General features: G+C 71.5%; 25 protein-coding genes. 11 read left to right on the top strand and 14 right to left on the bottom strand.

Features of this window, described 5'->3' with window-relative positions; all coding sequences use genetic code 11:
- The first annotated feature begins 2 nt into the window (after positions 1-2).
- Both SAVERM_RS19725 and SAVERM_RS19730 read left to right on the top strand, forming a co-directional pair.
- A complete protein-coding gene (locus SAVERM_RS19725) occupies positions 3-650 on the top strand; it encodes a TetR family transcriptional regulator (protein ID WP_171033177.1) in 648 nt (215 codons plus the stop codon).
- Between the two features lie 264 nt (positions 651-914).
- A complete protein-coding gene (locus SAVERM_RS19730) occupies positions 915-1652 on the top strand; it encodes a nucleoside/nucleotide kinase family protein (RefSeq protein ID WP_010985250.1) in 738 nt (245 codons plus the stop codon).
- Here SAVERM_RS19730 and SAVERM_RS19735 read toward each other — a convergent pair.
- Complete coding sequence (locus SAVERM_RS19735; protein WP_010985251.1) at positions 1639-2112, bottom strand: nitroreductase family deazaflavin-dependent oxidoreductase; 474 nt, start codon at positions 2110-2112, stop codon at positions 1639-1641. The genes SAVERM_RS19730 and SAVERM_RS19735 overlap by 14 nt on opposite strands.
- Positions 2112-3353, bottom strand: coding sequence for an acyl-CoA dehydrogenase family protein (locus SAVERM_RS19740; RefSeq protein ID WP_010985252.1), 1242 nt, complete (start codon positions 3351-3353; stop codon positions 2112-2114). The genes SAVERM_RS19735 and SAVERM_RS19740 overlap by 1 nt, the downstream gene beginning before the upstream one ends.
- Positions 3354-3467: 114 nt before the next feature.
- On the opposite strand from SAVERM_RS19740, the gene SAVERM_RS19745 reads away from it, so the two are divergent.
- Entirely contained in the window at positions 3468-4637 is a 1170-nt protein-coding gene (locus SAVERM_RS19745; protein ID WP_010985253.1) for a thiolase C-terminal domain-containing protein, read from the top strand.
- A 22-nt stretch (positions 4638-4659) separates the two neighbouring features.
- On the opposite strand, the gene SAVERM_RS19750 is transcribed toward SAVERM_RS19745, so the two are convergent.
- Together SAVERM_RS19750 and SAVERM_RS19755 are read right to left on the bottom strand one after the other, a co-directional pair.
- On the bottom strand, positions 4660-6000 hold the full coding sequence (locus SAVERM_RS19750) for a COG1361 family protein (protein WP_237528837.1): 1341 nt from the start codon (positions 5998-6000) through the stop codon (positions 4660-4662).
- Positions 5997-6170, bottom strand: coding sequence for a DUF397 domain-containing protein (locus SAVERM_RS19755; protein ID WP_370628363.1), 174 nt, complete (start codon positions 6168-6170; stop codon positions 5997-5999). The genes SAVERM_RS19750 and SAVERM_RS19755 overlap by 4 nt, the downstream gene beginning before the upstream one ends.
- Positions 6171-6545: 375 nt before the next feature.
- On the opposite strand from SAVERM_RS19755, the gene SAVERM_RS19760 reads away from it, so the two are divergent.
- On the top strand, positions 6546-7202 hold the full coding sequence (locus SAVERM_RS19760) for a pyridoxine/pyridoxamine 5'-phosphate oxidase (protein ID WP_010985255.1): 657 nt from the start codon (positions 6546-6548) through the stop codon (positions 7200-7202).
- Between the two features lie 56 nt (positions 7203-7258).
- Here SAVERM_RS19760 and SAVERM_RS19765 read toward each other — a convergent pair whose 3' ends face one another.
- Both SAVERM_RS19765 and SAVERM_RS19770 read right to left on the bottom strand, forming a co-directional pair.
- Positions 7259-7666 (bottom strand): Zn-ribbon domain-containing OB-fold protein, encoded by a 408-nt coding sequence (locus SAVERM_RS19765; protein WP_010985256.1) that lies wholly within the window; start codon positions 7664-7666, stop codon positions 7259-7261.
- Positions 7663-8115, bottom strand: a complete 453-nt coding sequence (locus SAVERM_RS19770; RefSeq protein WP_037644700.1) for a DoxX family membrane protein — start codon at positions 8113-8115, stop codon at positions 7663-7665. The genes SAVERM_RS19765 and SAVERM_RS19770 overlap by 4 nt, the downstream gene beginning before the upstream one ends.
- Before the next feature lie 210 nt (positions 8116-8325).
- On the opposite strand from SAVERM_RS19770, the gene SAVERM_RS19775 reads away from it, so the two are divergent.
- The 4 genes from SAVERM_RS19775 (at position 8326) to SAVERM_RS19790 (ending at position 13739) form a co-directional block, all read left to right on the top strand.
- A complete protein-coding gene (locus SAVERM_RS19775) occupies positions 8326-9531 on the top strand; it encodes a flavin-containing monooxygenase (RefSeq protein WP_010985258.1) in 1206 nt (401 codons plus the stop codon).
- A gap of 375 nt (positions 9532-9906) precedes the next feature.
- The gene (locus SAVERM_RS19780; protein ID WP_037644699.1) at positions 9907-12132 is read left to right on the top strand and encodes an acetate--CoA ligase family protein; all 2226 of its coding nucleotides are present in this window, start codon (positions 9907-9909) and stop codon (positions 12130-12132) included.
- A gap of 85 nt (positions 12133-12217) precedes the next feature.
- The gene (locus SAVERM_RS19785; protein ID WP_010985260.1) at positions 12218-13057 is read left to right on the top strand and encodes an enoyl-CoA hydratase/isomerase family protein; all 840 of its coding nucleotides are present in this window, start codon (positions 12218-12220) and stop codon (positions 13055-13057) included.
- Between the two features lie 85 nt (positions 13058-13142).
- Entirely contained in the window at positions 13143-13739 is a 597-nt protein-coding gene (locus SAVERM_RS19790) for a flavin reductase family protein (protein WP_202497464.1), read from the top strand.
- Between the two features lie 49 nt (positions 13740-13788).
- Here SAVERM_RS19790 and SAVERM_RS19795 read toward each other — a convergent pair whose 3' ends face one another.
- The gene (locus SAVERM_RS19795) at positions 13789-15099 is read right to left on the bottom strand and encodes an MFS transporter (RefSeq protein WP_010985262.1); all 1311 of its coding nucleotides are present in this window, start codon (positions 15097-15099) and stop codon (positions 13789-13791) included.
- Between the two features lie 71 nt (positions 15100-15170).
- On the opposite strand from SAVERM_RS19795, the gene SAVERM_RS19800 reads away from it, so the two are divergent.
- Positions 15171-16184: a GlxA family transcriptional regulator gene (locus SAVERM_RS19800; protein ID WP_010985263.1), complete on the top strand. Its 1014-nt coding sequence runs from the start codon at positions 15171-15173 to the stop codon at positions 16182-16184.
- 40 nt (positions 16185-16224) lie between these two features.
- On the opposite strand, the gene SAVERM_RS19805 is transcribed toward SAVERM_RS19800, so the two are convergent.
- From SAVERM_RS19805 to SAVERM_RS19815, 3 genes are read right to left on the bottom strand one after another with little or no spacing between them, the layout of a single operon-like run.
- Positions 16225-17274: a Zn-dependent alcohol dehydrogenase gene (locus SAVERM_RS19805; RefSeq protein ID WP_010985264.1), complete on the bottom strand. Its 1050-nt coding sequence runs from the start codon at positions 17272-17274 to the stop codon at positions 16225-16227.
- A gap of 12 nt (positions 17275-17286) precedes the next feature.
- A complete protein-coding gene (locus SAVERM_RS19810) occupies positions 17287-18438 on the bottom strand; it encodes an acyl-CoA dehydrogenase family protein (protein WP_010985265.1) in 1152 nt (383 codons plus the stop codon).
- A gap of 11 nt (positions 18439-18449) precedes the next feature.
- Positions 18450-19355 carry an SDR family oxidoreductase gene (locus tag SAVERM_RS19815; protein ID WP_010985266.1) on the bottom strand — a complete coding sequence of 302 codons (906 nt, stop codon included), beginning with the start codon at positions 19353-19355 and terminating at the stop codon, positions 18450-18452.
- An 84-nt stretch (positions 19356-19439) separates the two neighbouring features.
- Here SAVERM_RS19815 and SAVERM_RS19820 point away from each other — a divergent pair, with 84 nt between their 5' ends.
- The gene (locus SAVERM_RS19820) at positions 19440-20375 is read left to right on the top strand and encodes a cyclase family protein (protein ID WP_010985267.1); all 936 of its coding nucleotides are present in this window, start codon (positions 19440-19442) and stop codon (positions 20373-20375) included.
- A 553-nt stretch (positions 20376-20928) separates the two neighbouring features.
- Here the strand turns inward: SAVERM_RS19820 and SAVERM_RS19825 are convergent.
- The 4 genes from SAVERM_RS19825 to SAVERM_RS19840 form a co-directional block, all read right to left on the bottom strand.
- Complete coding sequence (locus SAVERM_RS19825; RefSeq protein WP_010985268.1) at positions 20929-21462, bottom strand: ATP-binding protein; 534 nt, start codon at positions 21460-21462, stop codon at positions 20929-20931.
- Between the two features lie 492 nt (positions 21463-21954).
- Complete coding sequence (locus SAVERM_RS19830) at positions 21955-22827, bottom strand: acyl-CoA dehydrogenase family protein (RefSeq protein WP_010985269.1); 873 nt, start codon at positions 22825-22827, stop codon at positions 21955-21957.
- A 5-nt stretch (positions 22828-22832) separates the two neighbouring features.
- The gene (locus SAVERM_RS19835; RefSeq protein WP_010985270.1) at positions 22833-23987 is read right to left on the bottom strand and encodes an acyl-CoA dehydrogenase; all 1155 of its coding nucleotides are present in this window, start codon (positions 23985-23987) and stop codon (positions 22833-22835) included.
- The gene (locus tag SAVERM_RS19840; protein WP_010985271.1) at positions 23987-25255 is read right to left on the bottom strand and encodes an amidohydrolase family protein; all 1269 of its coding nucleotides are present in this window, start codon (positions 25253-25255) and stop codon (positions 23987-23989) included. The genes SAVERM_RS19835 and SAVERM_RS19840 overlap by 1 nt, the downstream gene beginning before the upstream one ends.
- 145 nt (positions 25256-25400) lie before the next feature.
- Between SAVERM_RS19840 and SAVERM_RS19845 the strand changes: the two genes are divergently transcribed.
- Positions 25401-26900, top strand: coding sequence for a class I adenylate-forming enzyme family protein (locus SAVERM_RS19845; protein WP_010985272.1), 1500 nt, complete (start codon positions 25401-25403; stop codon positions 26898-26900).
- Positions 26901-26903: the final 3 nt, after the last annotated feature.

A 26903-nucleotide genomic window follows, 5' to 3' on the forward strand; every position in this document is an offset into this window, starting at 1 on the left:
TCATGACAGGACAAGTGCGTACCGTCGACGGCCGTGTGGCGGGTCGGCGTGGGCAGGCGACCCGGCAGAAGCTGCTCGACTGCCTCAGCGAGATGCTCAGCTCATCGCCCTACCGGGACGTCAAAGTCATTGATGTCGCCCGGAAGGCGGGCACTTCACCCGCGACCTTCTACCAGTACTTCCCGGACGTCGAAGGCGCCGTCCTGGAGATCGCCGAGCAAATGGCCGCGGAAGGCGCCGGGTTGACCGAGCTGCTCGAAGGGCGCTCATGGGTCGGCAAGGCCGGCTGGCAGACATCACAGGAACTCGTCGACGGATTCCTGGAGTTCTGGCGCAAGAACGACGCGATCCTCAGGGTCGTCGATCTGGGTGCCGCCGAGGGCGACAAACGCTTCTACAAGATCCGCATGAAGATTCTCAACTCGGTGAACAACTCCCTTTCGGACTCCATCGCCGAACTCCAGTCCAAGGGCAGGATCGACAAGGACGTGAACCCGGCGGCGATCGCCGGTTCACTGGTCGCGATGCTCGCGGCGGTCGCCTCGCACCAGAAGGGCTTCCAGAGCTGGGGCGTCAAGCAGGCCGAACTCAAGCCGAACCTCGCCCTGTTGGTGCACCTCGGCGTCACGGGCAAGAAGCCGACGAAGTAGTACGAAGCAGCACGAAGTTGCACGAAGGCGAGGCACTACGGAGCAGCACCCGGCTCAATTCCTGTCATACGGGCGGCAGTCCACCGGATGGACTGCCGCCCGCTGCGCTGCACGGAAAGTGGTCGGTCCGTCGCTCTGCGCAAGGTCTGTGCCGACGCGTTCTCGGCGGCTAGATTGTGCGGCAGCCCCGGCAGAACATGCCGCGGGCACAACACGCCGCGGGCAGGACACGTCCGCCTTCCACCCCCCGTCGGAGCTCCCCGAATGACGATCACCGACAAGAACCGCCTCACCGGGGAAGCCGACCCGCGCCGTACGTCGCTCTACGGGCCTCCGTCCATGGACGCCCTCACCGAGCGGGCCCTGCACCTGGCCCGGGCCGGGCGGGCACTGCTCGGCATCGTCGGAGAACCGGGCGCCGGCAAGTCCACGTTCGCCGAGCAGCTGCGGGCGCGGCTGGAGAAAGAGCGGCCGGGACTGGCCGTGACCGTGTCCATGGACGGATTCCACCTCGCCCAGAAGGTCATCGAGGCCCGGGGGCAGGCGGCCGACAAGGGCACGATCGACACCTTCGACGCCGACGGCTTCGTCGCCCTCCTGCGCCGTACGCGTGCCGAGACCGGAGACACCGAAAACACCGAAAGCACCGTCTGGTGGCCGGAGTTCGACCGCGACCTCGAGGACCCCGTGGCCGGGTCGATCGAGGTCGCGCCGCACCACCGGCTGGTCATCGTCGACGGCAACTTCCTGCTGTCCGCGCAGGAGCCCTGGCGGCAGGTGAAGGGCCTGCTGGACGAGACCTGGTTCCTGGACGCCCTCCCGGAGCCGAGGCGCGAGCGGCTCACCCGCCGCTACATCAGCTACGGCTTCACCCCGGAGGCCGCGCGCGCGAAGACCCTGGGAGTCGACGAGGACACCAGTGCCCTCATCCGCAGCACCGTCTCACGGGCCGATCTCGTCATCGGCGAGGCCAGGGAGAGCGGCGGGGTCAGCGACTGCTGAGGCGGAAGACCCGGATCTCGCGGGTGATGCGCGCCTGATACGTCGCGTACGGCGGCCAGAACGTGAGCAGCCGCTTCCACGCCTCCGCCCGCTCCGCCCCCTCCAGCAGGCGTGCCGTCACCGGAATGTCTCGCCCGCGCCAGCTGATCCGGGCCTCTTCGGGGTGGGCCAGCAGGTTCGCCGTCCACGCCGGATGGGCCGGACGACCGAAGTTGGAGCCGACCACGAACCAGGCGTCGGGCTCCTGCGGCATGCACGCCAGCGGCGTACGACGCGGCAGTCCGCTCCTCGCGCCGCGGACCGTGAGGACAAGGCCGGGCAGCATCTGCGCGCTGAGCTGCACCCTCCCCCGGGTCAGCCGGTGCACGGTGAGGTCCACGGCGGGGATGATGCGCGGCGCGTATCTGGCGAAGGCGGGGGACGAGGACATCCTGTGCAACAGCCGCAGGCCTGGGGGCATCAGACGGCCACCTCCTCGGATCCGGCCAGGGAGAAGATGCCCGAGCGCTCGGCCGCGTATGCCCGTAGCCGGTGCACCGGGCCGAACAGCAGCTCGTCCCCCGTCGCCCGCTTGAAGTACAGATGCGCCTCGTGCTCCCAGGTGAACCCGATGCCGCCGTGCAGCTGGATGCCCTCGGCCGCGGCGGTCCGCAGCGCTTCCAGGGCCTGGGCGAGGGCGAGCCCACCGACCCGCTCGGTCCGCTCGGTCCGTCCCACCTGTCCCACCTGTCCGGCCCGCTCGGGGCCGGTCCCGGCCGCCCACGCGGCGTAGTACGCGGCCGACCTCGCCGCCTGCACCTGCACGTACACGTCCGCGAGCCGGTGCTTCACCGCCTGGAAGGAGCCGATCGCCCGCCCGAACTGCTCCCGCTGCCGCACATGGTCGACGGTCCGTTCCAGGGCCCGGTCGGCGGCTCCCGCGGCCTCCGTGGCGAGTACGGCGGCGGCCGCGTCGCCCGTCGCCATGAGCGCGTCGGCCACATCGACGTGCTCGTCGCCGAGCAACTCGGCTGGCACGTCCCGCAGTTGGACCCGCGCCTGCGGCCGGCTCACGTCCAGGGAGGTCTGCCGTGCGCGCACCAGGCCCGCGGCCCCCTCCCGCACGAGGAACAGCAGGGTCCTCGGGCGGGCGAACCCCCCGGCGTGCGCGGCCACCACGAGCAGCCCGGCGCTGTGCCCGTCCAGCACCTGCTCCACCTGCCCGTACAGCCGCCACCCGTCCTCGGCGCGCCGCGCCTGCACTCCTCCCGCACGTCCGCCACCGGCCCAGTTCCCCCGGTTGTCGCCGACGAGCCCGAGGGCGAGGGAGAGTGCCGTGCCCGGCACGGCGAGGGCCGCGGTCAGCGCGCCCGCCGCGATCCGGGGCAGCAGTTCGGCGCGCTGCGTCTCGGTACCGAGGGCGAGGAGGAGCGGGGCGGCGAGGACGGCGGTGGCGAGCAGCGGCGAGGGGGCCAGCGCCCGCCCCGACTCCTCGCAGGCGAGGGCGACTTCGGTGACGGCGCACCCGACACCGCCGTAGGCCTCGGGGAGGGCGAGGCCGGGCAGGCCGAGCTGTTCGGCGAGGGCGGACCACAGTGCGGGGTCGTACCCGGCGCCGGCCCCCACCGCCGCCCGGACCTCCTCCGGGCCCCAGCGTTTGAGCAGCAACTCCCTCACCGTGCGGCGGATCTCGTCCTGTTCGGCGGTGAAACGGGCGTCCATGGCCAGGCCCTTTCTCCCGATCTGACGGCGCGTCACATTAGCGCCGTGCGGTACGGATGCCCAGAGCCACGACGGCCTCCCGCGCGCCTCGACATCTGATGTACCGTCAGATTCATGACTCCGGGGAAGCGCAAGGTCGCCGTCGTGGGTGTCTCCCTCTCGGACTGCGGTCGCGTGGACGACGCGACGCCCTACGCCCTGCACGCCCAGGCCGCCAGGCGCGCGCTGGCGGACGCGGGGATGGACCGCTCGCTGGTCGACGGGTTCGCGTCGGCCGGCCTCGGCACCCTGCCACCGGTCGAGGTGGCCGAGTACCTGGGCCTGCGCCCCACCTGGGTCGACTCCACCGCCGTCGGCGGCGCCACCTGGGAGGTCATGGCGGCGCACGCGACGGACGCGATCGCGGCGGGTCACGCGAACGCGGTCCTGCTGGTCTACGGTTCCACGGCCCGCGCGGACATCAGGGCGGGCCGGCGTACCGGGACCCTCTCCTTCGGCGCCCGGGGTCCCCTCCAGTTCGAGGTCCCCTACGGCCACACGCTCATCGCCAAGTACGCGATGGCCGCGCGCCGCCACATGCACGCGTACGGCACGACACTCGAACAGCTCGCCTCGGTGGCCGTCCAGGCGCGGGCGAACGCGGCGCTGAACCCGGAGGCGATGTTCCGCGACCCGATCACGGTGGACGACGTCCTGTCCGGCCCGATGATCGCCGACCCCTTCACCAAGCTGCACTGCTGCATCCGCTCCGACGGCGGCGCGGCGGTCCTGCTGGCGGCCGAGGAGTACGTACGGGACTGCCGTACGCCACCGGTGTGGGTGCTCGGCACGGGCGAGCACGTCTCGCACACGACGATGTCCGAGTGGCCGGACTTCACCGTCTCCCCTGCGGCGGTGAGCGGACGCCTCGCCTTCGGCCGGGCGGGGATTCGGCCGGAGGAGATCGATGTGGCCGAGATCTACGACGCCTTCACCTACATGACCCTCGTGACCCTGGAGGATCTCGGTTTCTGCGAGAAGGGCGAGGGCGGGGCGTTCGTGGAGAAGGGGCGGCTGCTGGTGCGGGGCGGGGAACTGCCGGTGAACACGGACGGGGGCGGCCTTTCGGCCCAGCACCCCGGGATGCGCGGACTGTTTCTGCTGGTGGAGGCGGTGCGGCAGCTGCGCGGCGAGGCGGCGGGCCGTCAGGCGCGGCGCCCGGACGGCGAGCTGCCATGCCTGGCGGTCGCGTCCGGCACCGGCGGCTGGTTCTGCTCGTCGGGGACGGTGGTGCTGGGGCGGTAGGGGCCTGAGGCGATGTGGGAGGTCACGGCAGAACGGTGACAGGAGCGGTGTCGTTGGCCGGGTTCGGGTCGCGGCGGCCGGTGGACGGCTGGGTGTCCTGGAGGGCCGCGCTGCCCTGCCCCGGCCCGTCGAGGCTCAGGGTGAACTCGAAGTCACGGGTCTCGCCGGGGTCGAGTTGGCCCACGAGGCAGCTGTACGCGGGGCCGTCGGAGTCGCAGTACGGCTCGTACGCGTCCTCGTCGATGGCCTCCATGGGTTCTTCCAGCACGGTGCCGGGCGGCGGCGTGAACAGCAGCTTCGTACCGGCGCCGGGGATGCCGGGCCCGTTGTTGCGGACCTTGAGCCGCAGCGAGCGCTTCGTGCCGGGGCTGCCCCGCAGTTCGACGCCGAAGACCTCGTAGTCGGCGTGGGTGTCCAGACGCACGTCGGTGGAGACGTCTCCCTCGGCGAACGTGCCGTCGGTGTCGTCGGCGCCCTGCAAGGCCTCGGCGGTCAGGGGCGGACCGTCACCGTGGTCGCCACCCGGCGGCACCACGGTGTACTGTCCGGGCCCCGAGTCCAGCGGCCAGGCCTCCTGGCTGAAGGAGCCGTACATCCGCTTCGTCGACGCGCGCAGGCGCAGGGCCGGGTGCAGGACGACGGTCCCGCCCGGCGGGACACGCAGGCCGGGAAACCGGCAGACGGCCGTGTGGCCGTGACGCTGAGGCGGGTAACGGCAGTTGGCGTACCGCTGCCGGAAGTCCAGCTCCCCGGAACCGAGTTCGAGGGCGAGCCCCTGCACCGGCACCTCGCCGTCATTGCGGACGACGACCGGTACGGTCACGTCGGCGCCGGGGCGCACGTCCTTGATGACCTTGAGAGTGCGCACCTTCACCTCGGGTTCGCCGACCACGACCCGGGTGCGGGTGGTGAGCGTCTTCCCGCCCTTCGTGGTGAAGGTGAAACGCACGATGCCGGTGTCGCCGGGTTTGCTGCCCTCGGCGGCGACCGGGTGGACGCGGTCCAGGTCCGACCAGCTGTTGTAGGCACCGCTGACGTCGCAGACGGCACGCACGGTGTCGTTGACGCACCGGGTCCCGCTCTTGCGCAGGCCGACCGCCTTCAGCCGTACGACGCCCTCGGACCCGCGCACGTCGACGGTCAGCCGGTGATCCTGCGTGCCGTAGCGGCTGGTCGCCTTGACGTCCTCGGCCTGCAGATGGAACGGCATCTTGGCCTTGGGCCCGGATGTGTCACCGACGGGACGCAGATAGAAGACCTCGGGGGCGGAGATCCAGGACTTGGGGTCCTCCGCGAGGGGGCCGCAGGCGGCGAGGGGGAGCAGGAGGGCGCCGCTGAGAGCGACGCCCGCTGAGCGCCTCAACGGACGGTACGGAGGAAGGCGGTCCAGGTGGTGGGGGTGACGGCGAGGGTGGGGCCGGTGACGTGCCTTGAGTCGCGGATGTGGATGGCGGCGGGGGTGGTGGCTATTTCGAGGCAGGCGCCACCTTCGTCGGTGCTGTAGCTGGACTTGAACCAAGCAAGTTCCGTCACGTTCACAGTTGCCCCGCTTTCCGTTCGATGAGTTCTGCGGACTCCCACGGCGTAAGCGCCGGAGCACGCAGCATGCCGAACAGGTCGAGCAGCCCGTTTGGCCTCTTCCGGCTTGGAGATCAACGTACTGCCTCCCTGGGACCCGACGAAGACCAGATTGCGGCCTTCCGTGCGGAGCGCGACTGGCCACCCGGCGCCCGCCGGTTCACGCGCTCGGCGCGTGACGAGTACGTGGGCGCACCCGCGCCGGAGGGGAACACGTACCCGCTGAACTGGGGGCACGGCGCACCGGAGGTCGGTGAGTTGTGGACGCGGAACTGCTGCACGGAGGGCTCATGGCGCAGCTTTGCCGGGCCCCCGAGTGATACTCGGGGCATGGGAACGGATCTTCACGAGCTGCTCAGGTCACTGCGGGTGTGGGACGTAGAGCTACCCTCCTTCGACCCGGCATCCGCACCCGCCGAACCACTCCCGCTGTTCGTGGAGTGGTTCGCGGAGGCGGTCGCGGCGGGCCAGACCGAGCCGCACACGATGACGCTCGCGACGTCGGACGAGGACGGCCTGCCCGACGTCCGCATCGTGATGCTGCACGGCGCGGACGCGGACGGCTGGGCCTTCGCGACCCATGCCACCAGCCGCAAGGGCCGCCAGCTGGCCGCCCGCCCGTACGCGGCTCTGAGTTTCTACTGGCCCACTCAGGGCCGTCAGATCCGGCTGCGGGGCCCGGTCGAGGTCGCCCCGGCCCAGGAGGGGCAGGCGGATCTGCACGCCCGCTCCACGGGGGCGCTGGCCGCCGCGCTCGTCGGCAGGCAGAGTGAAGTGCTCGGTTCGATGGAGGAGCTGGGGCGGGCCTCGGACGGCGCCTGGGACCGCGCTCAGAGCGACCCCGACGCCCCTGCCCCGACCTGGACCCTCTACCGCCTCCGGCCGGAAGAGGTGGAGTTCTTCCAGGGAGACGCGAGGCGTCGGCACGTACGGCTCGTCTACCGACGCACGGAGGAGGGCTGGCTCAAGGAACTGCTGTGGCCGTGAAGTCGCCCGCGCGGCCGTCCGCGAACGCGTGCTCCCGCGCACCTGGGGGGGCGGATTCACCCCCGGGGCCGGAACACCGGCACCGTGACCTCCCCCGCCGGCCGGAACGCCGCCTCCAGTTCCATGCCCACCCGTAGCTCGGCCGCCGCGCACTCCACCACCTCGGTCATCATCCGCGGCCCCTCGGCGAGGTCGACGACAGCGGCGACGTACGGGGTGCGCTCCCCGAAGGGGGGCAGGTCGTTGCGGTGGACGACGGACCAGGTGTAGAGCGTGGCGCGGCCGCTCGCACGCTCCCAGGTGACGTCGTCGCTCCAGCAGTGCGGGCAGAACTCGCGAGGGTAGTGGTGGGTGCGGCCGCAGCCGGCGCAGCGGCGGAGCAGCAGGACGCCCTCGGCGGCGGCGTCCCAGTACGGGCGGGTGAACGCGTCGGTCTCCGGCTCGTCGAACCGCCGCCCGCTCACTGGAACAGCCCGAACGCGCTGTCCAGCGACCACGTCTGCCACGACATCCCGAACAGCCCGACGACCGAGATCAGCGCCATCATCGAGTTCTGCCCCTGCTCCGCCCAGTCGTGGATCATGAGGACGAGGTAGAAGAGATTGAGCAGCAGGCCGCCGACCAGCGCGAGCGGCGTCAGCAGGCCGACGATCAGCCCCAGCCCGAGGGCGAGCTCTGCGTACACGACGACGTACGCCATCGTGCGCGGCCGGGGCGCGACCACCGCGTCGAAGCCGCCGCGTACGACGCTCCACCGGTGCTTGGCCGCGACGTCCGCCGCCCACGCGATCCCGGTCCCGCGCTCGAACCACGCCTTCTTGTCCTTGTGCCGCCAACTCTCCAGCCACCACAGCCCGAGCCCGATACGCAGCACGGCCAGCCACTCCGCGCCGCCGAGCCAGATCGAGTCCATACGCACTCGCCCTCCCCACCGGGTTTCTGACGGTACGTCAGTTCAGCGTACGAGCAGCGCTCACGCAAGAGGCCCGCGTCACCGATCCCCCACAACCAGAGGCCCTGCGCCACCGGCCCCCCTCACCCCTCCCACAGCCGTGATCAATCCGCAACCAATTCCGGTCTTGACCGAGACCCATCAACGGTGGGCGTGATTACGCTCGCGCTCATGGCCGACTCGACTGCTACTTCGACGCCCCGTGCGGTGCCGTCCCACGAGGACCGCCCCGTCTACGTCATCGGCGGCGGACCGGGCGGCCTCGCCGCGGCGCACGCACTGCGCGCCCAGGGCGTACGGGCCGTCGTACTGGAGAAGTCCGACCGCGTCGGCGCGTCCTGGCGCCGCCACTACGACCGGCTGCACCTGCACACCACCCGGCGCCTGTCGGCCCTGCCCGGCCTGCCCATGCCGCGCTCCTTCGGGCGCTGGGTGTCGCGGGACAACGTGGTGCGCTACCTGGAGAAGTACGTCGAACACCACCAGCTGGAGATCGTGACGGGGGTCGAGGTCTCGCGCGTCGAACCCGCGCCCGACGGCACCGGCTGGCTGCTGCACGCCACCGGCGGCCGTGAACTCACCGGCAGCGCGGTCGTCGTCGCCACCGGCCACAACCACACCCCGCACCTGCCCGACTGGCCCGGCCGCGACGCCTACACCGGCGAGCTGCTGCACGCCGGCGACTACCGCAACGCCACGCCCCACGCCGGCCGTGACGTCCTTGTCGTCGGCGTCGGCAACACCGGCGCCGAGATCGCCGTCGATCTGGTGGAGGGCGGCGCCTCGCGGGTGCGGCTCGCGGTGCGCACGGCGCCGCACATCGTGCGCCGGTCGACCGCGGGCTGGGCGGCCCAGTTCACGGGGATCGTCGTACGACGGCTGCCGGTGCGTCTCGTCGACCTCCTCGCCGGGCCGATGGCCAGGCTCAGCGTGCCGGACCTGTCGGCCCAGGGGCTGCCGCGCCCTGACACCGGTCTGTACTCCCGCGTGCGCGAGGGGTCGATCCCCGTGCAGGACGTCGGGCTCATCGACGCCGTGCGCAAGGGGCGGGTCGAGATCGTCGCCGCCGTCGACGGGTTCGAGGACGGGAAGGTCGTCCTCGCCGACGGCAACCGCATCGGTCCGGACGTCGTCATCGCCGCGACCGGTTACGCCCGCGCCCTGGAGGACCTCGTCGGCCACCTCGACGTCCTCGACGGCCGCGGCCGCCCGACCGTCCACGGCGCCCGCACCCCACGCACGGCCCCCGGCCTGTACTTCACCGGGTTCACCAACCCCATCAGCGGCATGTTCCGCGAACTCGCGATCGACGCGGAGAAGATCGCGAAGGCGGTCGCCAAGGCGCTCGCGAGGACGACCGCAAGAACGCCCGCGTAGACGACGGCCTCACAGGGGGGCGGCCTCACAAGGAACGGCCTTCCAAGGCGCGACCTCGCAAGGGACAGCCTCGCAAGGCGCGACCTTGCAAGGGACAGCCTCGCGAGGGGCGACCTCTCGCAAAGGACGGCCTCCCGCAAAGGACGGCCTCGCAAGAGGCGGCCAGGCCGGCAGTCCCCGTCGGCGCCGTCGCTCCGCCGCGCCGTCGCTCCGCCGTGCCTGAGATTCCCCGGACGCGTTCCCCTTCGGCCCCTGGCGGGTACAAAACCTGTGCCCGCCACACGTCTTTGCGTGCAGACCCGTTCCTGACACCGCGTCAGTTCAGTAATCTGACACTGCGTCAGTTAATTGGCTGTCACACAGGCGGGCGGACCGATGCTTGGATCAACCCACGGCACCCTCACCACCGACTCCCGCCGGGCCCGGGTCATCGCCTGCGGCGAGCAACCCTCTCCGGTCGTGCACGGCAGGCCCGCCGAGGCCGACGACCTGGATGTCAGCGGCCGCCCGCTGTACGCCGGCGTGCCCGACCTCGACCGCTTCTTCCGCCCCGGGTCCGTCGCCGTGATCGGCGCCTCGGACACCGAGGGCCGGCCGAACACCGGCATCACCCGGCAGCTGCTCACCTGGGCCGAACGGGTCGGCGCCCGGCTGCACCCGGTGCACCCCACCCGTCAGTCCGTCTTCGGCATCCCCTGCTCCCCTTCCGTCGCGGACCTGCCCGAACCGGTCGATCTGGCCGTGCTGCTGGTCGCCGACCCCCTTCCCGTGATCGAGCAACTCGCCGGTGCCAAGGTGAAGTTCGCCGTCGCCTTCGCCTCCGGGTTCGCCGAGACCGGCGAGGCGGGCGCCGCCGCACAGGCCCGGCTCGCCGCCGCCGTGGGACGCTCCGGGCTGCGGCTGCTCGGCCCGAACACCAACCTCAACGCCTTCGAGGAGTTCCGCGAGGACCTGGACGGACCGGCGATCGCGCTGATCACCCAATCCGGACACCAGGGCCGCCCGGTCTTCACGATGCAGGAGCTGGGCGTCCGACTCTCACACTGGGCGCCCACCGGCAACGAGGCCGACCTGGAGACCGCCGACTTCATCTCCTACTTCTCCGAACGGCCCGAGGTGGGCGCCATCGCCTGCTACATCGAGGGGCTGAAGGACGGCCGCTCCTTTCTGCTCGCCGCCGACCGGGCCGCCCGGCGCGGCGTGCCGGTGGTCGCGGTCAAGGTCGGCCGCACCGAGACCGGCGCCCGGACGGCCGCCTCCCACACCGGCAAGCTGACCGGCGCGGACGCGGTGGTGGACGCGGCGATGCGGCAGTACGGCGTGATCCGCGTCGACGGGCTCGACGAACTCCAGGACACCGCCGCCCTGTTGGCGCGGGCCCGCGCACCGCAGGCCGACGGGGTCGTCGTCTATGCGATCTCGGGCGGCACGGGCGCGCACTTCGCGGACCTGGCGAGCGAGGCCGGGCTGCGCCTGCCCGTGCTGTCGGACGCCAAGCAGGCCGAGCTGCACGAGTGGATACCGGAGTACCTGAACGTCACCAACCCCGTCGACAACGGCGGGCACCCGGTCGGCGACTGGCGCGGCCGGAAGATCATCGACGCGATCCTCGCCGACCCGGCCGTCGGGGTGCTGATCTGCCCCATCACCGGGCCCTTCCCGCCGATGAGCGACAAGCTCGCGCAGGATCTGGTGGACGCGGCGGAGGCGACGGACAAGCTGGTGTGCGTGGTGTGGGGGTCGCCGGTCGGCACCGAGGCCGCGTACCGCGAGACGCTCCTCGGCTCGTCGCGGGTCGCCACCTTCCGTACCTTCGCGAACTGCATCACCGCCGTCCGCGCCCATCTCGACCACGCGCGGTTCACCGCCTCGTACCGCTCGCCCTTCGACGAGGCGCCGCGCACCCCCTCGCCCTCCTTCCGCAAGGCCCAGGCCCTGATGCGCCCGGGGCAGCAGCTGAGCGAGCACGCGGCGAAACAGCTGCTGCGCGCCTACGGCATCCGCGTGCCGCGCGAGCAGTTGGTGACCAGCGCGGCGGCGGCCGTGCGGGCGGCCTCGCAGGTCGGCTACCCGGTCGTCATGAAGGCGTCCGGCGCGCAGATCGCCCACAAGACCGAACTCGGCCTGGTGAAGATCGGACTGACCTCCGCCAGCCAGGTCAGGGACGCCTACCGCGAGCTGACCGACATCGCGCGCTACGAGGGGATCTCGCTCGACGGGGTGCTGGTGTGCCAGATGGTGGAGCGGGGCGTCGAGCTGGTCGTGGGCGTCACGCACGACCAGCTCTTCGGACCGACGGTGACCGTCGGGCTCGGCGGGGTGCTCGTCGAGGTGCTGCGGGACGTCGCCGTGCGCGTGCCGCCGTTCGGCGAGGACCAGGCGCGGGCCATGCTCGGCGAGCTGCGCGGACGGGCCCTGCTGGACGGGGTGCGCGGCGGGCCGCCCGTGGATGTGGACGCGCTGGTGGAGGTCGTCATCCGGGTGCAGCGGATGGCCCTCGAACTCGGGGACGACCTCGCGGAGCTGGACATCAATCCGCTCATGGTGCTGCCGCGGGGGCAGGGAGCGGTGGCACTGGACGCGCTGGCGGTGTGCCGCTGAGAACCGGAGCGGCCGGACCGGGAACCGGACCAGATGACGGCCCAGAAGCCGGACCAGATGATGGCCCAGAAGATGGAGCGCCCCCATGACAGCCTCCCCCGAGGAATCCGTTGATTCAGTCGATCCAGTCGATCCAGTCGATTCATTGGTACTGCACGCCACTGACAATCACGTCTCGCGGATCACCCTCAACCGGCCCGACGCCCTCAACGCCATCACCCCTGACCAGCGTGAACGCCTCATCCGACTCCTCGGCGACGCCTCCGCCGACCCGGCCGTACGAGCCGTCGTCATCACGGGGACGGGCCGCGGTTTCTGCGCGGGCGCGGACCTGCGCGGCGGGCCACCGGCCGGGGAGCGGACCGCGGGGGACGTGGCCCGCGTGATCCGCTCCGGCGCGCAGCGCCTGATCTGCGCCGTACTCGACTGCGAGAAGCCGGTGATCGCCGCCGTGAACGGCACGGCAGCCGGCATCGGCGCGCACCTCGCCTTCGCCTGCGACCTCGTACTGGCCGCGGATTCGGCCAGGTTCATCGAGGTGTTCGTACGCCGCGGCCTCGTCCCCGACGGCGGCGGCGCCTATCTCCTCCCCCGGCTGATCGGTCCGCAGCGCGCCAAGGAGCTGATGTTCTTCGGCGACGCGCTGACGGCGGCGGACGCGGGACGGCTCGGGCTCGTCAACCGTGTCGTACCGGCGGACGACCTGGAGAAGACGGCACGCGAGTGGTCCGCGCGCCTGGCCGCCGGCCCCACCCGCGCCCTCGCGCTCACCAAACAGCTGGTCAACGCCTCCCTCGACACCGACCGCGGCAGCGCCTTCGCCGCCGAGGCGGCCGCACAGGAGATCAACATGACGACGGCGGACGCGGCCGAGGGCGTGACGAGTTTCGTGGAGCGCCGAAGTCCTCGCTTCGAAGGGCGCTGACCTAGGTGGAGGACCTCACGTCCAGAGGTGCCGATCCCGTACAGCCCTTCACTTCTGACGGGCCGTCAGCTTCAATGGTGACGTGATGGGACACGCAGGGATGGCGGCAGCCGCCGTCCGTTACCTCAGGTCGGCCGGGGCCCCCACCGTCGCGGAGCCCGTCGGGACGCCGCCCCGCCCCCAGCTGCGGGCGGTCCGGGACGACGAGCGGGCGCCGCTCGACCCGACCGAGTTCCGGCGCGTCCTCGGCACCTTCGCGACCGGCGTCACGGTGATCACGGCACCCGGGGAGCAGGGCCCGGCGGGCTTCGCCTGCCAGTCCTTCTCGTCCCTCTCCCTGGACCCGCCGCTGGTCGCGTTCATGGTCGGCCGGACGTCGACGACCTGGCCCCGGATCGCCCGCGCGGGCGTGTTCTGCGTGAACGTACTGGGAGCCCACCAGGCCGATCTGTGCCGCGGCTTCGCGGTGAGCGGCGCGGACAAGTTCGCCGGGGTCGGGTACGACGCGGCGCCCTTCTCCGGTTCCCCGCGGCTGAGCGGCTCCCTCGCCTGGATCGACTGCGCGGTCCACGCGGTCCACCTGGGCGGCGACCATCTGATCGTGGTGGGCAGGGTCCAGTCCCTGGGGACGAGCGACACCCATCAGGAGCCGCTCCTCTTCCACCGCGGCCGGTTCCTCTGACGAGTGCCGAGCGACGAAACTCGAACCGCCACAGCCACCACCCCCCGCATCAGGCCGCCGCAGCCACCACCCCCCGCACCGGCCGCCGCCTGATCACCAGGGCCATCAGGGCCGCCGCCGCGCACAGGGCGCCGGACGCGTACCAGACCACGTCGTACGAGCCGAGCAGGTCCCGGGCGAGGCCGCCGAGGAAGGCGACGAGGGCGGCGCCGACCTGGTGGGAGGCGAGGACCCAGCCGAAGACGATGGCGCTGTCCTCGCCGTACTGCTCACGGCACAGGGCCAGGGTGGGCGGGACCGTGGCGACCCAGTCGAGGCCGTAGAAGACGATGAAGAAGATCATCGGAGGGTGCACGGTGGGGTGCAGGAGCATGGGGAGGAAGAGGAGGGAGATGCCGCGCAGCGCGTAGTAGACCGCCAGCAGACGGCGCGGCTCGAAGCGGTCGGTGAACCAGCCGGAGGCGATCGTGCCGACCACGTCGAACACGCCGATGACCGCGAGCAGCGAGGCCGCCGCCGTGATCGGCATGTGGTGGTCGTGGGCCGCGGGCACGAAGTGCGTCTGGATCAGGCCGTTCGTCGAGGCGCCGCAGATCGCGAAGGACCCGGCCAGCAGCCAGAAGGGTCCGGTGCGGACCGCGGAGAGCAGGACGGTCACCGCGCGCCGGGCGGCCCCCGGCATCGGCGCGGGCTTCTCCACGAACTCCGTCGCCCCGTACGGCTTCACGCCCACGTCCGCCGGGTGGTCCCGCAGCAGCAGCCAGACGAAGGGGACGACCGCGAGGGCCGCGAGGGAGACCGTCACCGCGGCCGGACGCCAGTCGTGCTCGGTGACGATCCAGGACAGGAGCGGGAGGAAGATCAGCTGGCCCGACGCAGAGGCCGCCGTCAGGATGCCCGTCACCAGGCCCTTGCGCTCGGTGAACCAGCGGTTCGTGACCGTCGCCGCGAAGGCGAGGGCCATCGAGCCGGAGCCCAGCCCCACCAACAGACCCCAGCACAGAAGCAGTTGCCAGGCCGCCGTCATCCACACCGTCAGGCCCGAGCCGCCCGCGATCACGACCAGGGCGACCGCGACCACGCGCCGGATGCCGAAGCGGTCCATCAGCGCGGCCGCGAAGGGCGCCGTGAGCCCGTACAGCGCGAGGTTGATCGAGACCGCCGCGCTGATCGTGCCGCGCGACCAGTGGAACTCCTGGTGCAGCGGGTCGATCAGCAGCCCCGGCAGCGAACGGAAGGCAGCCGCGCCGATGATCGTCACAAAGGTGACGGCCGCGACGAACCAGGCGCGGTGGATACGGGTTCGTCGTGGGGCGGGGGGCTCCTGCGAAGCGGCGATGGCGTCCGTTGTCTGGGTCACGTCATAGAGCTTCCGGCGTGCGCCGATCCTGAACGAGTGGCCCGAAGGACAGCATTCGTTAGGATTGGGCCATGGCCGATCCGAAGGCATCCCCGCTGCACCGCGTCGTCGTCCTCGCCCTCGACGGGCTGATCCCCTTCGAGCTGGGCATCCCGCAGCGCATCTTCGGCAAGGCGCGGGACGCGGACGGGCGGCCGCTGTACGAGGTCGTCACCTGCTCGGTGCGGCCGCCGGGCCCGGTCGACACGGACGCCGACTTCGCCGTCCTCGTCGCGCACGGCCCCGAGACCCTGGCCACCGCCGACACCGTCGTCGTCCCCGCCTCCTACGAACTCGGACCCGTCCACGAGGAAGGCGTACTGACCCCCGAACTCGCCGCCGCCCTCGCCCACATCCGCCCCGGCACCCGGCTCGTCTCCATCTGCACCGGCGGGTACGTCCTCGCCGCCGCCGGCTACCTCGACGGCCGCCCGGCCACCACGCACTGGTACCACGCCGAACACTTCCAGGGGCTCTTCCCGAAGATCCGGGTCGACGCCGATGTGCTCTTCGTGGACGACGGCGACGTCCTGACCTCGGCCGGCGTCGCGTCCGGCATCGACCTGTGCCTGCATCTCGTACGCCGCGACCACGGCGCCGCCGTCGCCAACGAGGTGGCCCGCCGTACCGTCGTACCCCCGCACCGCGACGGCGGGCAGGCGCAGTACATCCGGCGTCCCGTGCCCGAGCCGCAGGTCGCGACGACGACCGCCGCCCGCGCCTGGGCGCTCGGCCGGCTGCACGAACCGATCCAGCTGCGCGACATGGCCGAGCAGGAGGCCATGTCGGTCCGCACCTTCACGCGCCGCTTCCGTGAGGAGGTCGGCGTCAGCCCCGGGCAGTGGCTCACCCAGCAGCGCGTCGAACACGCCCGCCACCTGCTGGAGTCCAGCGACCTCTCCATCGACCAGGTGGCCCGCGACGCCGGCTTCGGCACGGCCCAGTCGATGCGCCAGCACCTCCAGGCCGCGCTCGGGGTCACCCCGACCGCGTACCGGCGTACGTTCCGAACGGGGAGCGGCACCAGCCCCGCCGGCCTCGCCTGACGGACCCGGCGCCCGGCACCCGGCACCCGGCACCCGGGCTTCAGAACGTCAGCACCGCCCGCGCCACCCTCCCCTCATGCGCGTCGGCCGCCGCCTTCTCGAAGTCCTCCACGGGGTACGTCGCCGTGACCAACTCGTCCAGCAGCAGCCGGCCCTCCCGGTAGAGGTCCGCGTAGAGCGCGATGTCCCGCTGCGGCCGCGAGGACCCGTAGCGGCAGCCGAGGATCGACTTGTCCAGGAACAGCGAGGAGACGAGGAAGGACGCCTCGGCCGTCGCGGGCGGTACGCCGAGGAGCACCGCCTGGCCGTGGCGGTCCAGCAGGTCGACGGCCTGACGGATGAGTGCGGCCCGGCCCACGCACTCGAAGGCGTGGTCCGCGCCCGTGGGCAGGATGTCCCTCACCCCCTCCGTCGAGGTCAGGAAGTGCGTCGCGCCGAACTGGCGGGCCACCGCCTCCTTCGCCGGGTTCGCGTCCACCGCGACGATCGTCAGGGCACCCGCGATCCGCGCGCCCTGGAGGACATTGAGGCCGATCCCGCCCGTGCCGATGACCAGCACGCTGTCGCCGTGCTCCACGCGCGCGCGGTTGAGCACGGCGCCCACGCCCGTCAGCACCCCGCAGCCGATCAGCGCCGCGGAGGGCAGGGGAATGTCCTTCGGGATCCGGACGGCCTGCACCGCCTTCACCACGGTCCGTTCCGCGAAGGCCGAGTTGGCCGCGAACTGGTACAGCGGCCGGCCGCCGCGCGCGAACGGCTGCTGCGGCCGCCCGATCGCCTTGCGGCACATCGTCGGCCGCCCCCGGTCGCACTCCGCGCACGCACCGCAGTTCGCGAGCGTGGACAGCGCCACATGGTCTCCGGGCCGGACATGGGTGACGCCACTGCCCACGGCCTCCACCACCCCCGCGCCCTCATGGCCCAGCACCACAGGAACCGGGAACGGTATGGTCCCGTCCACCACGGACAGATCGCTGTGGCAGAGCCCGGCCGCGGAGATCGCCACCGCCACCTCGCCGGGTCCCGGCTCCCGTATCTCCAGATCGTCCACGACCTGGGTCTGCTTTCCGTCGAAGACCACTCCGCGCATCGCGCCGCCTCCCTATCCCTCGGGTCCCCTGGGTTCCTTCGGCAGGCCGAGCACGCGCTCGGCGATGATGGTGCGCTGGATCTCGTCCGAGCCGCCGTAGATGGTGTCGGCCCTGCTGAAGAGGAACAGCTGCTGGTACGCGTCCAGTTCGTACGGTGCCGACGGCGACCAGTCCGCCGGACCGACCGCCCCCGCCGCGCCCCGCACCTGCATGGCGAGTTCGCCCAGCTGCTGATGCCAGCGGCCCCACAGCAGCTTGGCCACGCTGGGGGCGCCGGCATCCGCCGCGTTGCCGAGGGTGCGCAGCGCGTTCCAGCGCATCGTGCGCAGCAGCGCCCACTGCCGTACGAGCCGGTCGCGTACGACGGGGTCGTCCGCGGCGCCGTTCGCCACCGCCGTGCGCACCACGCGCCCCAGTTCCGCGGCGAAGCCGATCTGCTGGGCGAGCGTCGACACGCCCCGCTCGAAGCCGAGCAGGCCCATGGCGACGCGCCAGCCGTTGCCCTCGCCGCCGACGACATGCGCGGCCCGCGCCACCGCGCCGTCGAAGAAGACCTCGTTGAACTCGCTGGTGCCGGTCAGCTGGCGAATCGGCCGGACCTCGATACGGCCTGGCTGATCCATCGGCACGAGGAGGAAGGTCAGCCCGTGGTGACGGCGCGAGCCGGGTTCGGTGCGGGCGAGGACGAAGCACCAGTCGGCCTCGTGGGCGAGGGAGGTCCAGATCTTCTGGCCGGTCACACGGTACGCGTCCCCGTCCCGTGCGGCCGCGGTGCGCACGCCGGCCAGGTCCGAGCCCGCGCCGGGTTCGCTGTAGCCCTGGCACCAGAGTTCCTCGCCGCGGGCCACCGGGGGCAGGAAGCGGTCCTTCTGCTCGGGGGTGCCGTGGGCGATGAGGGTGGGCGCGAGGAGGTTCTCGCCGATGTGACCGGAGCGGGCGGGGGCGCCCGAACGGGCGTACTCCTCGGCCCAGACGACCTGCCGCGTCAGGCTCACGCGACGGTTGCCGTAGCCGTCCTCGGGCCAGCCGAGCCCGATCCAGCCGGCACCGCCGAGCCGCCGTTCCCAGTCGCGCCGGCCCATGTCACCGGTGAGCTGCGCCGACAGCCAGCCACGCACCTCGGTACGGAAGACCTCGTCCTCGGCGTCGAATCCGAACTCCACGGCTCTCCCCCTCACCCGGCGGAGCGTTTCGCGGCCGCCCGCGCCATCGCCTCCACCTGCTGGAGCAGCGGCATCGGATCCGTCCCGACCGTCCCGGGCAGAAAGTCCGCGATCTTCTCCGGCGTCCAGGAGCCCTCCGCGTACCCGGCGCGCAGCTCGCGCGGCTGGGCCCAGACGGCGATCTTGGGACCGGCGATCGTGTAGACCTGCCCGGTGATCCGCTCCTGCCGCGCCCGCTCCGAGAGCAGGTACACCACCAGCGCGGCGACGTCCTCCGGTTCGCCGATCTCCTTCAGCTCCATCGGTACCTTCGCCGACATGCGCGTACGGGCCACGGGGGCGACGGCGTTGGCGGTCACCCCGTACTTGTGCAGGCCGAGCGCGGCGCTGCGCACCAGCGAGATGATCCCGCCCTTCGCGGCGCTGTAGTTGGCCTGGGAGACCGAGCCCTGGTGGTTGCCGCTGGTGAAGCCGATGAGCGTGCCCGAGCCCTGCCGGCGCATCACCGCCGAGGCCGCGCGGAAGACGGTGAACGTGCCCTTCAGATGGGTGGCGACGACCGGGTCCCACTCCTCCTCGGTCATGTTGAACAGCATCCGTTCGCGCAGGATGCCCGCCACGCACACCACACCGTCGATACGGCCGTACGACGTCACCGCGGCGTCCACCACCCGCTGTCCGCCCGCCATCGTCGAGATGTCGTCGGCCACCGCGACCGCCTCGCCGCCCGCCGCCACGATCTCCTTGGCCACGCCTTCGGCGACGGCGCTCGTCGGCTCGGCGCCCTCGACGGACACCCCGTGGTCGTTGACGACGACGCGCGCCCCGCCGGCCGCCGCGGCCAGCGCCACCGCCCGTCCGATTCCCCGGCCCGCGCCGGTCACGGCGACGACCTTGCCTGCCAAGAAGTTCCCCACGCCCGGCCCCTTCCCGCGGTTTCTGACGGACCGTTAGATTTTATGACCCGTCGGATACCTGGAGACAAGCCCCGCGGAGGACTCATGTCACGGCCGGCACTTCATCCCGCGTTCCACGACATCGCCAAACGCGTGAACAACTGGGGGCGTTGGGGCGCCGACGACGAGATCGGCACCCTGAACCTGATCACCGACGAGGTGGTACGGGAGGCCGCGGCCACCGTCCGCACCGGGCGCCGCGTCCCCCTCGCCCTCCCGCTCCGCGAGGACGGCGTCCAGACCGGTCTGATTCCGGGGCGGGTCAATCCACTGCATGTGATGGTGCAGATCAACCAGGAGATCTTCGGTCCCGGCACGGTCGCGTGCAGCGACGACGCCGTGACCATGGGACTCCAGGCGGCCACCCACTGGGACGCGCTCACCCATGTCTCGCACTCCGGGAAGATCTACAACGGCCGCCCGGCGGACACCATCACCCCGCACGGCGGCGCCGAGTTCAGCGGGATCGACAAGCCGCGGCACATCGTCTCGCGCGGGGTGCTGCTCGACGTGGCACGCGCGCGTGGCGTGGACCGGCTGGCGGGCGGACACGCCGTCACCCCGGAGGACCTGGACGCCGCCGAGGAACTCGCCGGGACGCGCGTACGGCCCGGCGACATCGCGCTCGTGCGGACCGGGCAGATCCAGACGTACCTCGCGGGCGCCAAGGACGCGTACGGATATCCGTCGCCGGGGCTGTCCGTGCGCACTCCGGAGTGGTTCCACGCACGCGATGTGGCCGCCGTCGCGAACGACACGCTCACCTTTGAGATATTTCCGCCCGAGATCGATGATTTGTGGCTGCCCGTACACGCGCTCGATCTGGTCGAAATGGGGATGTTGCAGGGTCAGAACTGGAATCTCGAAGAGTTGTCCACAGCCTGTGGACAAGAAGAGCGTTACTGCTTCCTGCTGTCGGCGATGCCCGAACCGTTCGTCGGCGGCACGGGGACCCCGGTGGCACCGGTCGCGATCCTGTAGGCAGGGGGAGGCGGGCGAGGGAAGAAGGGTCGGCTGGCGGCGCGGCACTGCTCGCCCCGAGCACGGCACTGCGCGCCGCCATCCGACTCCGGCGTGCCCGCCCTGCTCCTGATGCCCCGGTAGGAGCCGACGCCGAATCGCGACCCGCACTCGCCAAGGGCTCCCGTCACCGAAGCCCTCGACGTCCCCTCGCGGCGAATCGCTGAACACAAGCGTGATCAAACGGACACGTCACGTCAACACCCGTTCGGGGAATTATCACTTAGGCCCTATTTGTGACGGCGCGTACGGGAGCACATCCCGGCGCATTCAGCCATGGCCGCCCCGCGGCAGCAGAGCCCGTGCGGCCGTATGCCCAGGCGCATGCACTCGCGCCCGACCGCCCCCGCGCGCCGGGTCACCCGAACCGGCCGCACGGGCAACGCCCGCTCAGCACCGCCTCGTAGGCGCGTCCCCGCACCGCCTCGTAGGCGAGGTCCCACACAGCCTCGTCAGCGAAGCCTCCGCACGGCCTCGCGCGCGAAGCTCGTACACGGCCTCGTTCGCGAAGCCCTTACACGGCCTCGTAGGCGAAACCCTTGTACGACGTCGCCACTTCCCCGGCGCACGACGCGTCCACACCGCACGACGCGTCCCCGCTGTAGGACACGGCCGCGCCCTCCGTCGCCGCAGCGCAGCGGTCCAGCTCGCACCAGATGCGCTTGCCCGCGCCCTCGGGGGTCCAGCCCCAGCGGTCGGCGAGGCCGTCGACCAGTTCCAGGCCGCGGCCGCCCGTCTCGTCACCCTCCGCATGCCGGGGGGCCGGCGGGCAGGCGCTCAAGTCGGCCACCTCCAGGCGGACCGTGCCCGACGGGGCCCCGGAGGAGTCGTCGCGCACGCCCGTCAGCAGCAGCCGCAGCACGGCCGGGCAGCCGGTGTGCACCACGGCGTTGGTGACCAGTTCGGAGACCAGCAGGATCAGCGTCTCCGACAGCGGCTCGTCGGCCTCTATCCCGGACCCGACGAGCCGCGAACGAGCCCATCTGCGGGCCCGCCCCACCTCTGCGGGGTCGGGCCGGATCTCCAGCTGCACTTGAAGCACCTGCACCGCTCACACCATCCGAACCGGCGGACACATCGCCTCGCGCCTCGCAAGGGCCACGATCGTGGTCATTGTCTGCATGCGCAGAACCATGGGCAGAACTGGGATCACGGACTGTGATTCCCTTACGAGACAGCATGGTTGACGTACAGTCACCCCAACAAGCGCTTCGGGCATATTCCAGCGCGAAGGAGTACGCGTGCGGCATACTGTGCGACGCTTGCCACGGGGAGTCGAACAGGCGGTGACGGGCGACCGCCCCGCCCCGCGAGCGGCGCACATCGCCGGATCCGGCACCGTCACAGGGGCCGCACCGGGATGGCTCGGTCTCAGAACCACTCGCATCCCACACAAGGTACCGGAGCACGACGCCGACTCCAGGCCGTGACAAGTCACGCCTAGGACACAACCCGATATCAACGCTCCGTAGTTCCGGTATGCCACAATCCGCGACATCTGCCGCCGAGCGTCCCGAAGAGTCCCAGCCCAGAGGCCCTGTCAGCCCGTCCCGGACAGCAACTCCCTCGCCAACCTCTCCTCACTCTCCGTGACTGATTCTCCACGTTGCGTCCGCACCCATGCCCGTTTCAGGTACAGATGTACGTCGGACTCCCAGGTGAACCCCATGCCCCCGTGCACCTGGAGGCAGTCGCGGGTGCCGCGCACGGCGGCCTCGTCGGCGAGCAGCCGGGCCGCGGCGATGTCGAGCGGGTCGGCGGTGACGGCCGCCGCGTACACCGCGACACGCGCCGTCTCGACCCGCACCAGCATCTCCGCGCACAGGTGCTTGACCGCCTGGAAGGCCCCGATCGGCTGCCCGAACTGCTCACGGGTCCGTGCGTGTTGCACGGCGAGTTCGCAGGTGCGCGCGGCGGTGCCGAGCTGTTCGGCTGCCGTCAGAAGCATCACCAGGGGGGCCGGCTCAGCGGTCCCCGGTACCCGGTGCAGCGGAGTGAGCGGGTCCACCGACCGCAGGGGCTCGGCTCCCGCCGTGTCCCCCCGTACGACGTCCGCCTGCGTCAGCCACTCCACGAGCCCCCCGTGCACGGCCGTCACCACGGTCTCGCCGGTGGCCGCCCCGGCCACCTCCCCCGCCGCGAGATGCGTGGCCACCAGCGGCCCGGGCAGCAGGAACCGTCCGGCCTCCTCGAACGCCAGCACCGCCTCGGGCAGGCCGAGCCCGACCCCGCCCTCCGCCTCCGGCAGCCGCAGCGCGAAGAACCCCGCCGCGCCCAGCTCCCGCCACAGCGTCCGGTCGAGCCCCGGCGCCTCGACGGCGGCCCGCAGCGCCGCACGGCCGAAGCGCCCCGCCAGCAGCCCGCGCACCCCGTCCCGCAACGCCTTCTGATCCTCGGTGAGTTGGAACCGCACCGGCTTCACCGCCCCTTCGGCAGACCCAGGATGCGCTCGGCCACGATGTTCCGCTGGATCTGGGAGGTGCCGGCCGCGATGGTGTACGACAGCGACGACAGCCGGTCGAGGGTCCACTCCCGCCCCAGGTCCGCCGCGTCCGGGCCGAGCACCTCGGCGGCCGCGTCGTACAGCTCCTGCCGTGCGTGCGAGTACCGCAGCTTGAAGACGGACCCGCCGACGCCCGGCACTCCCCCGGTGCTCTGCGCCTCGCTCACGTTCCACTGCGTGAGCCGCCACAGTGCGCGGAACTCGGCGTTCAGCCTCCCGAGGTGCCGGCGCAGCACCGGATCGTCCCAGCGGCCGTTCCTGTGCGCCTCGCGGGCGAGTTCGCCGAGTACCCGCCGGCAGGCGACGACCTCGCCGACGAACGCCGTGCCGCGTTCGAAGGAGAGGGTCACCATGGTCACGCGCCAGCCGTCGTTCTCGGCGCCGACGCGATGGGCGACGGGTACGCGGACGTCGTCCAGGAAGACCTCCGCGAACTCGGTCGAGCCCGCGAGCGTACGCAGCGGCCGGACCGTGACCCCCGGCGCGTCCATGCGCAGGGCGAGCCAGGAGATGCCGCGGTGCTTCGGCGCCGCCGGATCCGTCCGGACCAGCAGCTCGCACCAGTCCGCGACCTCCGCGTGGGAGGTCCAGATCTTGGATCCGCTCACCACGTAGTCGTCGCCGTCCCGCCACGCGCGCGTGCGCAGCGCCGCGAGGTCCGAGCCGGCGTCCGGTTCGCTGAACCCCTGGCACCACACCTCCTCGCCGCGCAGCACGGGCGGCAGCCATCGCGCCCGCTGTTCGGGGGTGCCCTCGGCGGCGATCGTGGGTCCGGCGTGCAGCAGCCCGACGAAATTGGCCCCTACGTAGGGTGCGCCCGCCTTTTCCGTCTCCTCCAGGAAGATCAGGTGCTGGGTCGGGGTGGCGCCCCGGCCGCCCGCGTCGAGCGGCCAGTGCAGCCCCGCGTATCCGGCGTCGTACAGCATCCGCTGCCAGCCGAGGTCGTACGCCCGTCTGGCCGGCCAGTCGTCGGGGGACGGCTTCGGCGGCAGCGAGGGCAGCGCCTTCGCCAGCCATGTCCTCAGCCCGGCCCGGAACTCCTCCTCTTCGGGCGTGCGGGTCAGGTCCACTACCGGTCCGCTTTGTCGCGGCTGCTGAGGGTGTCGCGGGCGCCGAGGTGGTCGCGGTTGCCGAGGTGGTCGAGGTCGCGGTCCAGGTCCAGGTCCAGCATGCGGATCGCGTTGCCGCGCATCAGCTTGTAGACCGTCTCGTCGTCGAGGCCCTCGACGTGGTCGAGGGCGACTTCCTTGGTGTGCGGGAAGGTCGAGTCGACATGCGGGTAGTCGGTCTCGAAGGTGGCGTTGTCGCGGCCGACGACATCGATCGACGCGACGCCGTGCTTGTCGCGGAAGAAGCAGCAGAAGATCTGCCGGTAGTAGTACGTCGAGGGAGGCTCGGGGATCAGGTCCCTGACCCCTCCCCAGGCGCGGTGTTCCTCCCACACGTCGTCGGCGCGTTCCAGGGCGTACGGGATCCAGCCCATCTGGCCTTCGGAGTAGGCGAGTTTGAGGCGCGGGAACTTCACCAGGACGCCACTGAACAGGAAGTCCATCATCGAGGCCATCGCGTTGTTGAAGGACAGCGCGGCCTGTACGGCGGGGGGTGCGTCCGGGGAGGCCGCCGGCATCTGGGAACTGCTCCCGATGTGCATGTTCACGACCGTCCCGGTCTCCTGGCAGACCGCGAAGAACGGGTCCCAGTAGCCGGAGTGGATGGACGGCAGGCCCAGGTGGGTGGGGATCTCGGAGAAGGTCACGGCCTTCACTCCGCGGGCCGCGTTGCGCCTGATCTCGGCGACCGCCAGGCCGATGTCCCACAGCGGGATCAGACAGAGCGGGATCAGCCGGCCGCCGCTGTCGCCGCACCACTCCTCGACCATCCAGTCGTTGTAGGCGCGTACGCAGGCCAGGGCCACTTCCTTGTCGTGCGCCTCGGCGAAGGTCTGACCGCAAAAGCGCGGGAAGGTGGGGAAGCAGAGGGAGCCCTCGACGTGGTTGGCGTCCATGTCCTTGAGGCGCTCGACGGGGTCCCAGCAGCCGCGGCGCATCTCCGCGCGCGTGATGCCCTCCAGCGTCATCTCGTCGCGGTCGAAGCCGACGGCGGCGATGTTGCGTTTGTACGGGAACTTCAGGTCCTCGTAGATCCACCAGTCGGTGGGTGGCCCCTTTGGGTCCATGGTGATCTGGTACTTGCCGCCGACGTAGGCGAGTTCGCCGATTCCGGCGGTCAGCGGCTTGGGACCGCGGTCCCGGTACTTCTTCGGCAGCCAGGTCTCGAAGAGGTGCGCGGGCTCGATCACATGGTCGTCGACGCTGATGATGCGGGGCAGTTCGGTCATGGGTCCCCTCCGCCTGGCAACAGTTTCTGATGGTCCGTCAGATCACTGGATACCAGCAGGCTAGTGCCGCACCCCTGGACCAGCAAGGCACCGAGCCTTACGCTCTGCCACGATCTGACTGTCCGTCAGTTACGAGGGGGCCGTCGTGAACGACACCGCACACGCGCTCAGCACCTCCGGCACGCTCTGGGAACTCGTCGTCCGCCGCGCCGGCCTCACCCCCGACCGGACCGTCCTCCTCCAGGACGACCGGTCCCTGAGCTTCGGCGAACTCCGCGACCGCGCCGAACGGGTGGCCGCCGGCCTGTACGACATGGGCGTACGCCCCGGCACGGTGGTCGCCTGGCAGCTGCCCACCCGCATCGAGACCGCGCTGCTGTCCTTCGCGCTGGCCCGGCTGGGCGCCGTCCAGTCGCCGGTCATCCCCTTCTACCGGGACCGCGAGGTCGGCTTCGCGCTGCGGGAGTCGAAGGCCGAGTTCTTCGCCGTGCCGGGCACCTGGCGGGGGTTCGACCACACGGCGATGGCACGGCGGCTGGGCGCGAAGGGGATCTTCGAGGCCTACGACGCCCTGCCCGACGGCGACCCCGCGCTGCTGCCCGCCCCGCCCGCCCAGGGCACCGACGTCCGCTGGATCTACTGGACCTCGGGGACGACCTCCGACCCCAAGGGCGTACTGCACACGGACCGTTCACTGATCGCGGGCGGATCCTGTCTCGCCCACGCCCTGCGCCTGACGGCGGACGACGTGGGCTCGATGGCCTTCCCGTACGCGCACATCGCCGGGCCCGACTACACGGTGATGCTGCTGCTGTACGGCTTCCCCGCGGTGATGTTCGAGCAGTTCGCGCTGCCGGACGCGCTGGCGGGCTACCGGGGGCACGGGGTGACGGTGGCGGGCGGGTCGACGGCCTTCTACTCGATCTTCCTGGCCGAGCAGCGGCGACAGCCGGACACGCCGGTCGTCCCGACGCTGCGGCTGCTGGCGGGTGGCGGGGCGCCCAAGCCGCCCGAGGTCTACCACCGTGTCGTACGCGAGATGGGCGTGCAGCTCACCCACGGATACGGCATGACCGAGGTGCCGATGATCACGATGGGCTCCCCGGACGACACGGCCGAGAACCTGGCGACGACGGAGGGACGGCCGCCGGAGGGCATGGAGATACGGATCGTGGACGGAGAGGTACGGCTGCGCGGGGAGGCGGTGTGCCAGGGCTATCTGGATCCGCGGCAGACGGCGGAGGCCTTCGACGAGGACGGGTTCCTGCGTACCGGCGACCTGGGCCATCTCACCGGCAGCGGGCATCTGGTGCTGACCGGCCGCCTCAAGGACGTCATCATCCGCAAGGGCGAGAACATCTCGGCGAAGGAGATCGAGGATCTGCTGCACCGGCATCCGGCCGTCGGGGACGTCGCCGTGATCGGTCTGCCGGACGCGGAGCGCGGGGAGCGGGTCTGCGCGGTGGTCGAACAGCCGCCGGGAGCGGGGGCGTTGACGCTGGACGCGATGACCTCGTATCTGCGGGCGGAAGGGCTGTCCGTCCACAAGCTGCCGGAGCAGCTGGAGGTGGTGGACGCCCTTCCGCGCAACGAGACCCTGCGGAAGGTGCTCAAGTACCGGCTGAGGGAGCGCTATGCGCGGTGAGTC

Source organism: Streptomyces avermitilis MA-4680 = NBRC 14893 (assembly GCF_000009765.2).
Taxonomy (GTDB): domain Bacteria; phylum Actinomycetota; class Actinomycetes; order Streptomycetales; family Streptomycetaceae; genus Streptomyces; species Streptomyces avermitilis.

Coding starts and splice junctions, on each gene's coding strand:
- SAVERM_RS19770 (WP_037644700.1), bottom strand. CDS start 8,115: ATGGACTCGATCTGGCTCGGCGGCGCGGAGTGGCTGGCCGTGCTGCGT.
- SAVERM_RS19735 (WP_010985251.1), bottom strand. CDS start 2,112: ATGCCCCCAGGCCTGCGGCTGTTGCACAGGATGTCCTCGTCCCCCGCC.
- SAVERM_RS19785 (WP_010985260.1), top strand. CDS start 12,218: ATGACAGCCTCCCCCGAGGAATCCGTTGATTCAGTCGATCCAGTCGAT.
- SAVERM_RS19800 (WP_010985263.1), top strand. CDS start 15,171: ATGGCCGATCCGAAGGCATCCCCGCTGCACCGCGTCGTCGTCCTCGCC.
- SAVERM_RS19745 (WP_010985253.1), top strand. CDS start 3,468: ATGACTCCGGGGAAGCGCAAGGTCGCCGTCGTGGGTGTCTCCCTCTCG.
- SAVERM_RS19760 (WP_010985255.1), top strand. CDS start 6,546: ATGGGAACGGATCTTCACGAGCTGCTCAGGTCACTGCGGGTGTGGGAC.
- SAVERM_RS19725 (WP_171033177.1), top strand. CDS start 3: ATGACAGGACAAGTGCGTACCGTCGACGGCCGTGTGGCGGGTCGGCGT.
- SAVERM_RS19775 (WP_010985258.1), top strand. CDS start 8,326: ATGGCCGACTCGACTGCTACTTCGACGCCCCGTGCGGTGCCGTCCCAC.
- SAVERM_RS19790 (WP_202497464.1), top strand. CDS start 13,143: ATGGGACACGCAGGGATGGCGGCAGCCGCCGTCCGTTACCTCAGGTCG.
- SAVERM_RS19840 (WP_010985271.1), bottom strand. CDS start 25,255: ATGACCGAACTGCCCCGCATCATCAGCGTCGACGACCATGTGATCGAG.
- SAVERM_RS19730 (WP_010985250.1), top strand. CDS start 915: ATGACGATCACCGACAAGAACCGCCTCACCGGGGAAGCCGACCCGCGC.
- SAVERM_RS19780 (WP_037644699.1), top strand. CDS start 9,907: ATGCTTGGATCAACCCACGGCACCCTCACCACCGACTCCCGCCGGGCC.
- SAVERM_RS19740 (WP_010985252.1), bottom strand. CDS start 3,353: ATGGACGCCCGTTTCACCGCCGAACAGGACGAGATCCGCCGCACGGTG.
- SAVERM_RS19820 (WP_010985267.1), top strand. CDS start 19,440: ATGTCACGGCCGGCACTTCATCCCGCGTTCCACGACATCGCCAAACGC.
- SAVERM_RS19805 (WP_010985264.1), bottom strand. CDS start 17,274: ATGCGCGGAGTGGTCTTCGACGGAAAGCAGACCCAGGTCGTGGACGAT.